Genomic DNA, 14793 nt, shown 5'->3' with positions numbered 1-14793 from the left:
TTACCCGGATGTGAAGCTGAAAGTGCCCGTCATGCCGGCTGCGGCATGTCCGGGGATATTGCAAGAGAAGAGCAGCGGTCCATTTTCCGGCTGCTTTTTCGGAAACTGCCAAACCAGCTCCCGCGTTGTGCCCGGATCGACGAGCTGCGAGTTCGGGTCGTCATGCTTCATCAAGCCCGCCCCGGACGCGCCGGGAGACGCCGACGCCATGCCTGTTGGCGTCAGCATGCCGCTCTGCATCATCTCGAGCATCTCCTTGCGGTGCTCGACATGCATCGGCCTGGTGCCGATGTTGAACTCGTGCAGGAGTTCCGTCTTGTTCGTCAGCACAAAACGGACGGTTTCGCCGGGCCGGACTTTTATGGAATTGGGCGAGAAGGCATAGGACGACAACTCGACCTTCACGACCCTGTCCACCTTCGACGGATCGCCGGGCCTGCCGATAATCTCCGAGCGGCCGGCATGATCGTCTTCATGCATGGCTTCGCCGCCCATATGGCCGCTTTCGGCCTCCATGTGGCCGGACATACCGACCCCGGTTTCACTCGCTCTGGCATTCAGGGGCAGCGCCGCCATGGATATGGCCACCCCCGCCGCGGCCAGGGCACGCGGCATCGTTCTTTTCAGAAACATCGAGAAAACCTCGTCTTTCGTTGATCGCTGGATAGAGCCCACACGCGAAAAGTAGCGGCGCTATGCGGGCGCGGTGATCAGACGAAAGAACGCGGAGGTTGCCAGGGCGGCGTTCCCTTCCAGAGGTCCTGGCTGGAATGCGAGCTCGGACGGACAGTCAAAAGAAGCGAAGCCTTGATGGTCGACAGGCCGAGAATCGGCTCGAAAACGAAACCGGTCGTGCACACGACACTATGACAGCAATGCATAGGCGCTGAGTCCCGATCCGTTGATATGCCCGTGGACACCTCGCAATCTTCAGTAGCATCTATTGCAGCGGCGTCATCCGTATGGACCGGGGCCTCCATGGCATCGTGATGCGGACCGGTGCCGGCATGCGCTGGCTCAATCGCCCCGCCGGAGACCAGCAGAGCGGCGATCAGCACGCATGAGAGCGCTATGTCCCGCAGGAGTTTCATACCAATGCGGCCCGAAGCCATTTTCAACCTGAGCAAATCATAAACCTTCCATCAACGGGAAGGTCAAGGGAATGTTATAAGCAAACTACGAAACAGCTTATTCCGCGCGAGTTCATCGAGGTCAGCGATCTCGCTTTCATCCGGATACGATGGGGAACTAGATGCTGTATTGGAGCTGGAAACAATGGATCAGCGAACCGAAGCGGGCGGTTCTCATGATCGCCGTTTATGCCGCCGTGCTCTCCCTCGTCCTGCTCTTCGAGGGGTTGAGGGTCGGTATCCATGACGATCTTCGGCTGTTCCCTGCTTCACTTCCAGCGGATCTCGTAGCAATCGAAAGCGGGAATTCCTATTTCGCACTGGCTCCATCAAAGCTCCCCCAGCTCTCGAGGCTGAGGGCCGAGAGTGTGAACGGAGTGGCGAGCGTTTCGCCAGTCATGCTTCTGCCTGTCATCCTGAACGAGAGCGGTCACAGAACGCCGGCCATGTTGCTCGCGTTCGACGATGCTGGCGGTCCTCCCTCTCTGGCGTCAGGGCGCATGCCAACCCCCGCCCCCGAAATCGTGCTCGACAAAAACCTTGCCGCACTTCACGGGATCGGGCTCGGCGACAGGGTCAAGGTGCTCGACAACGAACTGACCGTCGTCGGGCTATCATCCGGCAGCACCTCGCCTTTCACACCCTATGTGTTCGTGACTTATGACCGGCTTATCGACATGGCGCTGGACGCCGAACTCCCCTTTGCCACGGGAGACATATCGCTTGTCTCAGCGCTGCTTGTCGAGGTGATCCCCGGGCAGAATACAGGTTCTGTCCGTGCCGCCCTGGAACGAGCGCTTCCGGATGCTGATATCTTCACACCGGCCGAACTTGGCGAGGCGGACGCAGCATTCGGGGACAGACTGATCGGCCCGGTCCTGTATCTTGTTTCCGGGATTGCCTGGGTCATCGCACTTCTCACCATGAGCATGCTCCGCTATTCCGAGGTGCGTTCCCAGTTTCGTGCGTTCGGAATTCAAAAGGCCCTGGGAGCGCGCCCCTTGTGGCTTGCAGGGACTCTCTTGTGCGGTGGCTTGATTCTTCTCGCATTCAGTCTTCCGCCGGCCGTCCTTCTTGCAACGCTGCTCGCTCGTGCCGTATCGCTTTGGGATCCGCTGTATGGCGCCCGCATTGTCGATATGGCGGTCCTCGCCCAGGGCATCGGTGTGATGTTCATGGCATCGATTGCCGGTAGCCTTTTCCCGATGCGGACGCTGCTGCGCCTCGACCCCGCTATCGTCTTTCAGAGGTAGGGCAATGTTTTACTGGAGCGTCAAATCACTGCTCGTCGAGAAATGGAGCGTCCTGACTGCGGCCTGCGGTATCGCGCTTGCCCTTCTCCTGGCCCTTTATCTTGACGCGGTGTTTCGAGGTGAAGCCGGCCAGATCGTGACCTTCATCGAACGAACACCCGGCGACGTCTGGGTCTTGCAGGACGGCATCAGCGATCTCCACATGGCACGCTCGCGGCTCAACGAAAACGCCATCTACGCCGTTCGGCAGGTCGAGGGCGTGGCCAGCGTAACCCGTTTTCTCTATCGCGACAGTCTGATCGGTCCCAATGGGCAGGAAAAACTCGCATATGTTGTCGGTATCCCTTCAGCGCCAGAAGCCAGATCCGCATGGGAACGGGCAACCGGGTGGACTGCGCCCACGCCTGGCCATGTGGTCCTCCCGGCGCCGATGGCCCGGGCACAGAACCTCCAACCGGGTGACAGGGTGCGTGTCGGAGATGAGAGCTTTATCCTTTCCGGCGTTTCCCGAGGGACCTATTCAATGGCCAATCCCCTTATCTTTCTGGATGAGACAGATGCACGAAATCTGTTCGATATGGGAGACGGCGCCAATGTGCTGCTTGTGTTTGCCCGACCGGATACATCACCGTCCGACCTTGCAGCGCGGATCAATCGCGAAGTCGAAAAGGCCTCCGCCCTTACACCGCAAGCCCTTCGGCACAACGACTTCAATCTTGCGATGAAGATGGGCGGCGCGCTTATCGGCGTTCTGGAGGTCATGGGGCTCGCCGTAGCGGGCCTCATCGTCATCTTCACCGCCTTTGTTTTTTCCTCGAACCACCGACGGGAATTCGCAATCGCGAAGGCACTCGGGGCACCGACGAAACAGCTTGCCGGATCCGCACTGGCGCAGACCGCTGTCGTCTCATTCCTCGGAATAGTCATTGGAGCTCTCGTCACCTACCCGCTGGAGGCCGGGCTGCATCACTGGGTGCCCGGCATCGCGGTGAGCTTCTCTTCCATGACGGTGCTCGTTTTGGGAACGGCAACTCTCGGCCTCGCGCTGCTCTCAGCGTTGTTGCCGCTTCGCTACGTGCTGAGCGTCGATCCCATGCTCGTGTTTCAGGGTTAGGAGGAGCGGATGGCCAAAGAGATCCTCGCTGCACAGAACCTCATCAAGCATTTCGGATCAGGCGACGCGCTGGTTCGTGCCGTCGATGGCGTAAGCCTGAAGGTCAACAAGGGGGACCTGGTACTGATCAAGGGGCCATCCGGTTCGGGCAAGACAACATTGCTGTCCATGCTTGGCGGACTGCTGAAACCCACATCAGGTACCGTCACTCTACTGGACCGGGAACTCACAGGAAGGAACGAAGGCGAACTGGCCTCCATGCGCTCCAGCGAAATCGGCTTTGTTTTCCAGGCCTACAATCTGTTGTCCGCCATCAGTGTGGCGGAAAACATTGTTTTTCCGGCGCGGCTTTCTGGCCAAAGTATGGAGAAGGCTCGCGAGCAAGCAGACCACTTGATCAGCAGACTTGATCTCTCACACCGCCGAGACGCGCGACCCGACGGGCTTTCCGGTGGCGAGAAGCAGCGAGTAGCCGTCGCCAGAGCCCTTATCAACGACCCGCCGATTATTCTGGCGGATGAACCGACAGGCAATCTCGATTCCCAGAGAGGGCTCGAAGTGGCGATGCTACTTCAGGAAATCGCGAAAGAAGATGGACGTGCCGTGGTGATCGTCACGCATGACGAACGGATTGAGGATATCGCCGACCACATCCTGTGGCTGGAAGACGGACGGTTGCGCGACCGCAAGGCCGAACCCCACGAATGGGCTCGCGATCCGGTCTGCGGCATGCGCGTCGATCGCTGGGTGGCAACTTCCTCGGTCCGGTACGATGACAAAGAGTTTGTCTTCTGCTCGGAACGCTGCAGGGAGAAGTTTCTGGCCGAGCCAGGTACATATCTTTCCGTTACCTAGGCCGCTTCCGTTCGGGGAAGGGCTATTCGCACATGTGGATTTTCACGCGATCCCCAGACTTGTAGTTCACTCCGCCGTGCCTCGTGCGCAAAGAGGTCCCCCGCGGCAACGCCCGCGAAACGAAAGTTATTCGAGGTGCAACCTTGCTTTACTCTGCCCTTCTCACAGTCTCTATCTTTTTTATCACGGCGCTCATTCACCTCGGATGCCTTCGATGGTGCTCCAGCGGTATGGCATCGATTCCGTTAACCCCCTCTGCGCGCGTCCTGGCAGTCACCGCTGCACTCTTCGCTGCTCACATGGCAGAAATTTCATTCTACGCAGGCGCTTATGCGCTTGCAGAGCAGGTGTTTTTCATCGGAGGCTTCATTGGCAAACAATTCATGGCCCCGCTTGACTACTTCTACTTTTCAGCGACCACCTATACATCGCTGGGAATCGGCGACATCTTTCCGACCGGACACATACGTTTTCTGACCGGCGTTGAGGCGCTCAACGGTCTTCTGCTCATCGCATGGTCCGCCTCATTTCTATTCACGCTAATGAACAGGATTTGGGATTGGCAGCCCTGCGCTCGCCCTTGATGCTGAAACAGCTCGATCGAAAATATCCCCCAGTTGCTCCGTGTATCCTTCGATACGCTTGGCGCAAATATCTGGGAGCCATCCGAACCGACTCACATCAATAGTTTTTCTGCATAAGTCCGGAGCGGATCAGCCTCCAAAGGAGTGTGTCCCGGGCTGACGTCAACGCATGAAACCGGAACGGCGGAACCTCAGCGAGAGCTCAATTTCCGCTGCTTCGGGGACACAACTGATGTCCGCTTCATACGCCCGACTGGTCATCTACACGCTGAGGCATCAGCCAGTGTGCCAAGTAAAACCGTTCGTAGATGAAGACCGCGACGATACCCGCGCTTGCATAGGCAACGATAGCGGGATCGCTTTGTAGCTTCATCATTGTAAAAGCCGCCAGGACCAAAGTGTCGAAGGCCAGCGCAACCACCAGTACAGGTGCCTTGGCGCCGACTTCACGTCGGCGGAATTTTAAGACACCAAAATGCACGACCATGTCCATCACGAGGTAGAAAAATGCTCCGAGCGAGGCGATCCGGCCAAGATCAAACAGGATCGTCAACGTCGACGCGATCACGACCGTGTAAACTAGCGTATGTCGCTGGATGGGCCCCGACATTCCGAAATGGCTATGCGGGATCATCTTCATATCGGTGAGCATCGCGAGCATCCGTGACACTGCGAAAACGCTGGCGAGCACAGCCGAGGCCGTGGCCACCACAGCCAACAGAACCGTGAGCAGAAAGCCAATCTCGCCCAAGGCCGGAGCAGCCGCCTCCGCCAGCGAGTAATCGCGCGCAGCTATAATCTGATCAATGGTAAGGCTGGAACCCACACCGAAGGCCACCAGCAGATACACCACGACGCAAAGCCCGATCGATATCAAGATTGCGCGCCCAACATTTCGGTGTGGATCAGTGATCTCGGCACCGCTGTTCGTGATCGTTGTGAAGCCTTTGAAAGCTAGGATAGCCAATGCAACTGAAGCGATGAAACCTGTGATGCCAAAGCTATCTCCACTCTGCGAGGTTGCTGAAAATTCAATCCCGCTCGACCACAGAGCCGCTACCCCGAATAGTGCAATGCCACCGATCTTGATCGCCGCCATGGCCAGGGAAAACAAGCCAATCGATCGGTTGCCCGCGATGTTCACCAGAAATGCGAATATAATCACCGTGACGGCAAGAATCGGGACCAACGGCCCTCCGTTGATATCGAAGGGTCGCAAAAGATAGGTAGCGAATGTTCGCGCGACGAGGCTTTCGGCGATAACCATGCTGAGTGCCATAAGCAACGCGGCACCCGCCGCGACAGCCCCGGGGCCGTAACATTTTTGCAGGATCATCGCGATCCCGCCTGCAGACGGCCAAGCGTTTGACATTTTTATATAGCTGTACGCGCTGAATCCTGTGACGATCGCGCCCACAATGAAAGCCAGCGGAAAAATTGGTCCGGCAAGCTCAGCAATTTGCCCGGTGAGAGCGAATATACCCGCACCGATCATCACACCAGTGCCCATAGCGACGGCACCGCCAAGCGTTATCGAACCCGCTTTGTAACCCTCATCGCTATGGCTATGTTTCATTTCGTCCATTTGTTTCAGCTAATATTCTCTGTTGCCGACGATAGGGGTAACAAGACCTGGCACATAAGAATACCGCGGTGTTGCGCCCCAATTGAAAGTCGGTCTGGGTATTGAGGCCGCCGTCATTCAGATCATAACAGTTGAGCGCCTGCGCTGCGGAGGAATGAACGATCGACAACGAATTGCACGAAGTCATGCAGTACTTTAGTGCACCCGTCTTTATCACTGGCTGCTGCGTTAGAAGCTTGAGCACCGCTTGCATGAGGCTCAACGGGCTCACATCATCGGAACAATAAAATCTACCGTGGAAAGACTCAGCTCATATCGGAGCTAGCTCACGAACGCGAGCTCAGAATGGAGCCTGACACGTTGGTTCCGAAGCCGTTGCGGATCTTATACGTTCTCTCTTTGTTGCGAGATCCCGCGGCGCTTCAAAAGCGAGCAATACACGTGTACGGCCTGAAAATATCGCGGTCCTGTACAGGCGCCTTCGATGAAAGCATTTTGCTAGTGGAATGAGATAAGCATAACCTGACCACTAAGCATAACCTGACCAAACGATCACTTTATGCTTAAGTGGACACTGGATCAAAGAGGGAAAATCCGGAAATTGGTGGGCGCACAAGGACTCGAACCTTGGACCCGCTGATTAAGAGTCAGCTGCTCTACCAACTGAGCTATGCGCCCGCCGTCCTGCCCCTCAGGGGCCGGAATCACCTGCCGCCTGAGCGACCGGTGAGGTGGGATCACCAATTCCTGTGAAGGAGCCTGCGTATAGCAAAGCTGGAGGCCCCTTGCAAGCGGGGGAACGCTTCCCCGCCCGTCATTTTTCGGCCCGCCCCGCGCCTCACCAGAAAGCGGTCGGACCTCGGCTGATTTCCACATTCCGGTGGATATAGACACTCATCATCAGTCCGAAGGCGAACATCAGCGAGAGCATGGCTGTCCCGCCATAGGAGACGAGCGGCAGCGGCACACCCACCACCGGCAGCAAGCCCATCACCATCGCCACATTGATGAAAATGTAGAAGAAGAAGTTCACAGCCACACCGATCGCCAGCAGCCGCCCGAACTGGTTGCGGCACTGGATCGCCACATTGAACGAGAAGGCCAACACCAGGAAATACAGGCCGAGCAGTGCCAGCCCGCCAGCAAGCCCCAGCTCCTCGCCCAGCATGGTGAAGATGAAGTCGGTGTGCTTTTCCGGCAGGAAGTTCAGATGGCTCTGCGTGCCCTCCATGAAGCCCTTGCCAAAAAGCCCGCCCGCCCCCAGCGCGATTTTGGACTGAAGAATGTGATAGCCCGCGCCCAGCGGATCGCGCTCGGGATCAAGAAAGGTGAAAACGCGGTTCTTCTGATAATCGTGCAGCCGGCTCCAGATCACCGGAATGGCGGCCAGCGCCGACGCGCCCGTGATGATGAAATAGCGCCAGCGAAGCCCCGCCGCGAAAAACAGCACCGCGCCGCCCGCGCCCAGCAATAGTGCCGTGCCGAGGTCCGGCTGGATGACCACAAGCCCCATCGGCAGCCCGATCATGAGAACCGGGATCACCACATGGCGCGGCATCGAAACCTCTTCCAGCGTCAGCCCGTGGAAATAGCGCGCCAGCGCGAGCAGCAGCGTGATCTTCATCAGCTCGGATGGCTGGATCTGCACGAAACCGAGATCGAGCCATCGCTGCGCGCCCATTCCCCGCAGGCCGATAAACTCCACCGCCACCAGCATCAGGAAGGTGATGGCATAAAGCGGATAGGCAAAACGCATCCAGGTACGGATATCGATCATCGCCGCGACGATCATGATGCCCGCACCCACTGCGAAACGGATCATCTGCCGGAAGGCCCAGGGCGACAGGCTGCCATCGGCCACCGAATAGAGCATGGCAAAGCCCATGCAAGCGATGAGCGTGACCAGCAGCAGAAAGCCCCAGTTGAACTCGATCAGCTTCTCGCCGATGCGCATGTCTCGCCCGCTGGTAAAGCGGCTGAAATCGACCATCAGCCCCTCCCCCGGTTCGGATCCGCATCGGGCGGCATATAGGCCTGGCGCTGCGTCGGGTCGCGCTTCAGCACTTCATACATGATGTCATGCGCGATCGGCGCGGCGACACCGGATCCCGACCCGCCATGCTCCACCACCACGGCCATGGCGTATTTCGGCGCATGCACCGGTGCAAAACAGATGAAGAGCGCATGGTCGCGCTGCTTCCACTTGAGGTCCTCGTTCTTCAGCACGCCGCTGGCCCGCTCCGCCCGGCTGATGCGTCGCACCTGGGCCGTACCGGTCTTGCCCGCCATATGCATGCCCTTCTCGGGGATACGCGAGCGCCAGGCCGTGCCGCCGATTTCGTTCATCACGCCATCCATGCCGCCCTGCGCGATCAGCACGCCCTTGGGATCGACGTCGATCTTCTCGGCCTTGGCGGGGTGGATGATCTCGCCGCCCACAGCGCGCGTAATGCGCGGCGTCACCGCCATGCCGCCATTGGCAAGGCGCGAAACCATGACCGCAAGTTGCAACGGCGAGGCCAGCAGATAGCCCTGCCCGATGCCGGTGATGAGCGTTTCACCTTGATGCCAGCCCTCGCCCTTGATGGCGCGCTTCCAGCCCGGCGTCGGCACGAGCCCTTCCCGCGCGCCGGGAATGTCGAAATCATAGGTCTGGCCGAGACCGAATCGCGTCGCCATCTCGGCGATCTTGTCGATGCCGATACGTTTGGCGACATCGTAGAAATAGACGTCGCAACTATGTTTGATCGCGTCATGCATGTTCATGTTGCCGTGGCCGCCATGCCGCCAGCAATGGAACAAGCTGTCGCCCAGCCGGTAATAGCCGGGGCAGTAAACGGTTTCCTTCGGATCGATCCCGGCATCGACGGCGGCCATCGCCACCACGGGCTTGAAGGTCGAGCCGGGCGGATAAAGCCCCGCCAGCGCCTTGTTCACCAGCGGCAGATGGATGTTGTCCAGCAGGGCTTTGTAATCCGCCACGCTGTAGCCCATGTTGAACTTGTTGCTGTCGAAAGCAGGCGTCGACACGAAGGACAGCACGTCGCCGGAATGAATATCCATCACCACGGCGCTCGCCGACTCGTCCTTCATGCGGTTCCAGGCGAATTCCTGGATTTCCATGTCGAGCGTCAGCACGATTTCCTTGCCGGGCTGGCCGGGATCCTTGCTGAGTTCGCGGATCACCCGGCCATAGGCATTCACCTCGACATGGCTTGAGCCGGGCACACCGCGCAGTTCCTTGTCGAAGGTCTTTTCGATGCCCTGCTTGCCAGTGCGAAAACCCGGCAGTCGCAGAATGGGCTCGTCCTTGCCCGCAGCCTTGAGTTCCTTTTCCGACACGGCGGAGACGTACCCCACCACATGGGCAAGGTCTTCGCCGTAAGGATAGTGGCGCGTCTCGCCCACATCAGGCTGCACGCCCGGCAGGTCCGGCTCGTTAACATTCACCCGCGCAAACTGGTCCCAGCTCAGATCCTCCGCCACGGTGATCGGCAGGAAGCGCGGTGAGCGCTTCACGTCGCGCATGATCTTCTTGCGGTCGTAATCGGTGATCTCGACGATGCGCGAAAGACGGTCCAGCGTCTCCTCGATATTGTCCGTCTGCTCGGGGATCATCACCGCCCGGTAGTTCTGCCGGTTGGAGGCGAGAACGCGGCCGAACCGGTCGACGATCTTGCCGCGCAGCGGCGCGAGAAGGCGGACATTGATGCGGTTTTCATCCGCCAGCATCCGGTACTCGTCGGACTTCAGCACCTGCAGGTAATACATCCGGCCCGCCAGCGTGGCGAAGGCAAGCGCCTGTACGCCGCCCAGCAGCGCCGCGCGCCGGGTGAAGGTCTGATAGCGTGAGTTGTCGCGATTATCGAACTGCATGGATCGCCCTCCTCACGTTCCGGGCAGGACGCGCGCCTGAATGCGCGTCAGCAAAACGGCAACGAGCGGAAACAACGCAACCGTCATACCCATGTGCCGGAGTATAGGACCAATGGCGAGCGCCTGCCCGAAGAAGAGCGACGCTGCCGCCCAGGCCACCAGTCCCGAAATGCCCGCCACCACGCCGAATCCGGTCCAGAAAACCGAGAACGGCGCGTTGATGAGGAAAAAACGCTGCGTCACGGTCAGCCCATAGGCCAGCAGATAGACGAACGCCCAAAGCCCGATCGGTCCGGCGGACAGAAGATCGAAAATCAGTCCGATCGCAAAAACCGCCATGGGCGGCAGAAGCTCCGGCCGCGCCACAGCCCAGTAATAGATCGCGATAAAGGCGAACGCCGGCATGACGGACGATCCGAATATGCGCCCGACCGGCAGGAAAGAGAGGAAGACGAGCACCAGCGCCACGGCGAAAGGCACCACCGTCATTACGATGCGGCCCGCGCGGGCGGCCGGTGTCGGCGTATAGGGGTCGAGCCGTGCCATCGCCCTATTCTCCCTGCCCGTTATTGCTGCCCGGCGTGCTGCTCCCCGATGCCGCGGCACTCGCAACCGGCTCGGACTGGTCCTTCAAGCCCTCCGGCGGGTCCTGCCGCTTCACCTTGCCGGGAAACTGATACTGAAGCACCCGCACGAAATCGAGCCTGTCGCGATCGGAGAACATCTGAACGCGCAGATCGCCATCATTGGTCTGGATGACCACCCCCACCGGCAACCCCGCCGGCATAAGACCGCCATCGCCCGACGTCACCACGCGGTCTCCCGGCGCCACCGCGCCGCTCACAGCGAGATATTCAAGCTTCGGCCATTTGGTGTTGTCGCCTGCCAGCACCGCCTTGTAGTGCGACGGCTCGATGGCCACCGGCACGCGGCTGTTGAGGTCGGTAAGCAGCAGGACGCGGCTCGCATGAGGCCCGGTCGACACAACGCGCCCCACAAGGCCGTTCCCGTCGATCACCGCCTGGCCGCTCTCCGCGCCCTGATCCGCGCCCACATTGACGAGCACGGTATCGACGAAGGGACCGCCATTGTCGCTGACGACGCGCCCGCTCACATATTTGATGCTGGGATCGACCTGGACGTTCAGGAGCGCCTCGTAACGGGCCAGCCGCGCCTCCAGCTTGAGCGCCTTTTCGCGCCACGCCTGAAGGCGCTGGTTCTCTGCGCGCAACCGCTCGTTTTCGTCGAAAACATAGGCATATTCGTCGGTGCGCTGGATCAGCCGCCGCGTAGCAGCGACAGGCCGCGAGGCGACCTCCAGCAGCGGCGCGGCAATATCCGTCACCGTCTGGCGCGCCCGGTCGAAAACATAGGTTTCCGCCCGGCCCAGCAACAGCAGCGCCGCCGCCAGCGTGATCATGAAGATCAGGGACAGCCTGTGCGAAAACTCACGAAAAGGCTGCGATGTCCGGTTCGGATCCATTACGCCTGCCTGCCCCCTGGCACCATACCCCGCCCCGAAACGGAACGCTCCCCGCGTCCCGATACAAGAAACACCAAACCCAGCGAGGACCTGACGCGCTCATGGCGAGGCGCCGCATCCTTTAGTAAACGGACGACAGAACGTGTTTCATCGTCCGGATATGCTCCAGCGCCTTGCCGGTTCCCAGCGCGACGCAGGAAAGCGCATCGTCGGCTATCGACACGGGCAGACCCGTTTCGTCGCGAAGCACCTGATCGAGATTAGCAAGGAGCGCGCCACCACCCGTCAGCACGATGCCCTTGTCCACGATGTCGGCGGCAAGCTCCGGCGGCGTCGCTTCAAGCGCCACTTTCACGGCCTCCACGATGGCGCCCACGGGCTCAGCCAGACTTTCCGCGATCTGGCGCTGCCCGATACGGATTTCCTTCGGCACGCCGTTCATCAGATCGCGGCCCTTGATTTCGAGCGTCATACCCTCGCCATCCTGCGGCATGGCGGCGGAGCCCACTTCCTTCTTGATGCGTTCGGCACTCGCCTCACCCACCAGCAGGTTATGGTTGCGGCGGATATAGGCGATGATCGCCTCGTCCATCTTGTCACCGCCCACGCGCACCGAGCGCGCATAAACGATACCGTTAAGCGAGAGCACGGCGACTTCCGTCGTGCCGCCACCGATATCGACAACCATGGAGCCCGTCGGCTCGGTCACGGGCAGACCGGCGCCGATGGCCGCCGCCATCGGTTCCTCGATGAGATAGACGCGGCGGGCACCGGCCGACAGAGCCGATTCCTGAATGGCCCGGCGTTCCACAGCCGTCGACCCCGATGGCACGCAGACGATGATCTGCGGATTGGCGAAAGTGCGCCGGTTGTGAACCTTGCGGATGAAATGCTTGATCATTTCCTCCGCGATTTCGAAGTCGGCAATCACGCCGTCGCGCATCGGACGGATCGCCTGGATGTTGCCCGGCGTACGGCCGAGCATCATCTTGGCCTCCTCGCCGACGGCAAGCACCTGCTTCTTCCCGCCCTTTTCAACGATTGCGACGACCGATGGCTCATTGAGCACGATACCGCGCCCCTTCACATAGACCAGCGTATTCGCTGTGCCCAGATCGATCGCCATATCGGCGGAGAACATGCCGAGCAGACCGGAAATCATGTGCTTTCTTTTTCCTTCGACAAAGCGTTGACGTCCGGCCGCTCCGGCCTTCGCATCAACTCAAGTTCAAATTCGCCATGTGTCATGGCCGTGTTTCTTTCGCGCGCCTTCACTCCGGCGCACCCTCACTCAGGCCGCCCCTACTCGGACGCCGCCGAGGCCGCCTGTTCCGCACCGGGCGCGTGGCGCTGGCGCTTGACCAGCAATTTGTTCAGGGCGCTGACATAAGCCCTCGCCGAGGCGACCAGCGTATCGGTGTCGGCACCGCGGCCCGTCACTGTCTTGCCGGCTTCCTCCAGCCGCACGCTCACTTCCGCCTGCGCATCCGTTCCCTCGGTCACGGCATGGACCTGATAGAGCTGCAGGCTCGCATCATGCGGCACCAGTTCCTTGATCGCGTTGAAGGTCGCATCGACTGGACCCGATCCCGTCGCCGTCACCGATTTGCGCGTTCCCTCGACATCGAGTTCCAATGTCGCTTCCTGCGGCCCTGTCGATCCGGCAATCACGCGCAGCGAGACGAAACGGATCTTTTCGCTGCCGCGCGCCACCTCGTCGTCGACCAGCGCGATGATGTCGTCGTCGAAAACGAACTTCTTCTTGTCGGCCAGGTCCTTGAAGCGCGTAAAGGCGTCCTCCATCGCATTCTGACCCAGTTCGTAACCCAGTTCCCTGAGCTTCTCGCGAAACGCGTGACGGCCGGAATGCTTACCCATGACCAGAGACGATTTCGTGATGCCGACGCTTTCCGGCGTCATGATCTCATAGGTCTGATTGTTCTTCAGCATGCCATCCTGATGAATGCCGCTTTCATGCGCGAAGGCATTCTGACCCACAATGGCCTTGTTGTACTGGACCGGGAACGCGGTAACCGCCGCCACGAGCCGGGAAGCCCGCGCGATCATCGTCGTGTCGATGCCGGTTTCATAGGGCATCGCGTCCTGACGTACCTTGAGCGCCATCACGATCTCTTCCAGCGCCGCATTGCCTGCGCGCTCGCCGATACCGTTGATGGTGCACTCCACCTGCCGCGCGCCATTGGCAACGCCCGACAGCGAATTGGCTACCGCCAGACCCAGATCGTTATGGCAATGGGTGGAGATCACGGCCTGATCGATATTCGGCACGCGTTCGCGCAGCATGGCGATAAGCGCGCCATATTCCGCAGGCACCGAATAACCGACCGTGTCGGGAATATTGATCGTGGTCGCGCCGGCCTTGATGGCGGCTTCGACACAGCGGCAGAGGAAATCATGGTCGGTGCGCGTCGCGTCTTCGGGCGACCACTCGACATTGTCCACCAGATTGCGCGCATGGGTGACGCTGGAGACCACCGCCTCCAGCACCTGTTCCGGCTCCATCTGCAGCTTGTGCTTCATATGGACGGGGCTGGTGGAAAGGAAGGTGTGGATGCGGCCGCGCTTCGCACCGCGCAGCGCATCCGCCGCGCGCTCGATATCCTTCACGCCCGCGCGCGCCAGACCGCAAACAACGGCATTCTTCACGACACGCGCAACTTCGCGCACGGATTCGAAATCGCCGTTGGAGGCGATGGGAAACCCTGCCTCGATGACATCCACGCCCATATCGTCGAGCAGCTCGGCGATCTGGAGTTTCTCGTCAAGCGTCATCGACGCGCCGGGAGACTGCTCTCCGTCACGCAGCGTGGTGTCGAAAATCAGTACACGGTTGCTATCCGCCGAACCGGTGTTCTTGTCTGCCATGTCTTCCGTCCGGTTACCCATTTCTCC

Annotated in this window: 12 protein-coding genes and 1 tRNA gene; 4 read left to right on the top strand and 9 right to left on the bottom strand. The window is 59.9% G+C overall.

All coding sequences use genetic code 11. From position 1 onward, the window contains the following. Positions 1-615: a cupredoxin domain-containing protein gene (locus ACSSVQ_RS16090; protein WP_454184337.1), complete on the bottom strand. Its 615-nt coding sequence runs from the start codon at positions 613-615 to the stop codon at positions 1-3. Between the two features lie 637 nt (positions 616-1252). Between ACSSVQ_RS16090 and ACSSVQ_RS16085 the strand changes: the two genes are divergently transcribed. The 4 genes from ACSSVQ_RS16085 (at position 1253) to ACSSVQ_RS16070 (ending at position 4936) form a co-directional block, all read left to right on the top strand. After that, positions 1253-2383 (top strand): ABC transporter permease, encoded by a 1131-nt coding sequence (locus tag ACSSVQ_RS16085; RefSeq protein ID WP_454184336.1) that lies wholly within the window; start codon positions 1253-1255, stop codon positions 2381-2383. 4 nt (positions 2384-2387) lie between these two features. Then, the gene (locus ACSSVQ_RS16080) at positions 2388-3497 is read left to right on the top strand and encodes an ABC transporter permease (protein ID WP_454184335.1); all 1110 of its coding nucleotides are present in this window, start codon (positions 2388-2390) and stop codon (positions 3495-3497) included. 9 nt (positions 3498-3506) lie between these two features. Further along, the gene (locus ACSSVQ_RS16075) at positions 3507-4352 is read left to right on the top strand and encodes an ATP-binding cassette domain-containing protein (protein ID WP_454184334.1); all 846 of its coding nucleotides are present in this window, start codon (positions 3507-3509) and stop codon (positions 4350-4352) included. A gap of 230 nt (positions 4353-4582) precedes the next feature. Continuing rightward, positions 4583-4936, top strand: coding sequence for an ion channel (locus tag ACSSVQ_RS16070; protein WP_454184333.1), 354 nt, complete (start codon positions 4583-4585; stop codon positions 4934-4936). Positions 4937-5177: 241 nt separating this feature from the next. On the opposite strand, the gene ACSSVQ_RS16065 is transcribed toward ACSSVQ_RS16070, so the two are convergent. From ACSSVQ_RS16065 to ACSSVQ_RS16030, 8 genes are all read right to left on the bottom strand, one after another. Further along, positions 5178-6521 carry an APC family permease gene (locus tag ACSSVQ_RS16065; protein ID WP_454184332.1) on the bottom strand — a complete coding sequence of 448 codons (1344 nt, stop codon included), beginning with the start codon at positions 6519-6521 and terminating at the stop codon, positions 5178-5180. 602 nt (positions 6522-7123) lie between these two features. Then, positions 7124-7199: transfer RNA gene (locus ACSSVQ_RS16060), tRNA-Lys, on the bottom strand. Between the two features lie 160 nt (positions 7200-7359). After that, complete coding sequence (rodA, locus tag ACSSVQ_RS16055; RefSeq protein WP_293323225.1) at positions 7360-8511, bottom strand: rod shape-determining protein RodA; 1152 nt, start codon at positions 8509-8511, stop codon at positions 7360-7362. Beyond that, a complete protein-coding gene (mrdA, locus tag ACSSVQ_RS16050) occupies positions 8511-10397 on the bottom strand; it encodes a penicillin-binding protein 2 (protein ID WP_293323228.1) in 1887 nt (628 codons plus the stop codon). Before mrdA ends, rodA begins: the two co-directional genes overlap by 1 nt. A 12-nt stretch (positions 10398-10409) precedes the next feature. Further along, positions 10410-10943 (bottom strand): rod shape-determining protein MreD, encoded by a 534-nt coding sequence (mreD, locus tag ACSSVQ_RS16045; protein WP_293323231.1) that lies wholly within the window; start codon positions 10941-10943, stop codon positions 10410-10412. 4 nt (positions 10944-10947) lie between these two features. After that, complete coding sequence (gene mreC, locus ACSSVQ_RS16040) at positions 10948-11880, bottom strand: rod shape-determining protein MreC (RefSeq protein ID WP_454184331.1); 933 nt, start codon at positions 11878-11880, stop codon at positions 10948-10950. 121 nt (positions 11881-12001) lie between these two features. After that, positions 12002-13042: a rod shape-determining protein gene (locus tag ACSSVQ_RS16035; RefSeq protein ID WP_167092157.1), complete on the bottom strand. Its 1041-nt coding sequence runs from the start codon at positions 13040-13042 to the stop codon at positions 12002-12004. Between the two features lie 140 nt (positions 13043-13182). Beyond that, a complete protein-coding gene (locus ACSSVQ_RS16030; RefSeq protein WP_454184330.1) occupies positions 13183-14766 on the bottom strand; it encodes a 2-isopropylmalate synthase in 1584 nt (527 codons plus the stop codon). Positions 14767-14793: the final 27 nt, after the last annotated feature.

This window comes from Parvibaculum sp. MBR-TMA-1.3b-4.2 (assembly GCF_053628815.1).
This window is presented reverse-complemented; position numbering and strand designations above follow the sequence as displayed.

Excerpts from the sequence above, each read along its gene's own strand:
- ACSSVQ_RS16035 (WP_167092157.1), bottom strand. The coding sequence starts at position 13,042 with ATGATTTCCGGTCTGCTCGGCATGTTCTCCGCCGATATGGCGATCGAT.
- ACSSVQ_RS16080 (WP_454184335.1), top strand. The coding sequence starts at position 2,388 with ATGTTTTACTGGAGCGTCAAATCACTGCTCGTCGAGAAATGGAGCGTC.
- mrdA (WP_293323228.1), bottom strand. The coding sequence starts at position 10,397 with ATGCAGTTCGATAATCGCGACAACTCACGCTATCAGACCTTCACCCGG.
- ACSSVQ_RS16090 (WP_454184337.1), bottom strand. The coding sequence starts at position 615 with ATGCCGCGTGCCCTGGCCGCGGCGGGGGTGGCCATATCCATGGCGGCG.
- ACSSVQ_RS16085 (WP_454184336.1), top strand. The coding sequence starts at position 1,253 with ATGCTGTATTGGAGCTGGAAACAATGGATCAGCGAACCGAAGCGGGCG.
- mreC (WP_454184331.1), bottom strand. The coding sequence starts at position 11,880 with ATGGATCCGAACCGGACATCGCAGCCTTTTCGTGAGTTTTCGCACAGG.
- ACSSVQ_RS16030 (WP_454184330.1), bottom strand. The coding sequence starts at position 14,766 with ATGGCAGACAAGAACACCGGTTCGGCGGATAGCAACCGTGTACTGATT.
- ACSSVQ_RS16065 (WP_454184332.1), bottom strand. The coding sequence starts at position 6,521 with ATGGACGAAATGAAACATAGCCATAGCGATGAGGGTTACAAAGCGGGT.
- rodA (WP_293323225.1), bottom strand. The coding sequence starts at position 8,511 with ATGGTCGATTTCAGCCGCTTTACCAGCGGGCGAGACATGCGCATCGGC.
- mreD (WP_293323231.1), bottom strand. The coding sequence starts at position 10,943 with ATGGCACGGCTCGACCCCTATACGCCGACACCGGCCGCCCGCGCGGGC.
- ACSSVQ_RS16075 (WP_454184334.1), top strand. The coding sequence starts at position 3,507 with ATGGCCAAAGAGATCCTCGCTGCACAGAACCTCATCAAGCATTTCGGA.
- ACSSVQ_RS16070 (WP_454184333.1), top strand. The coding sequence starts at position 4,583 with ATGGCATCGATTCCGTTAACCCCCTCTGCGCGCGTCCTGGCAGTCACC.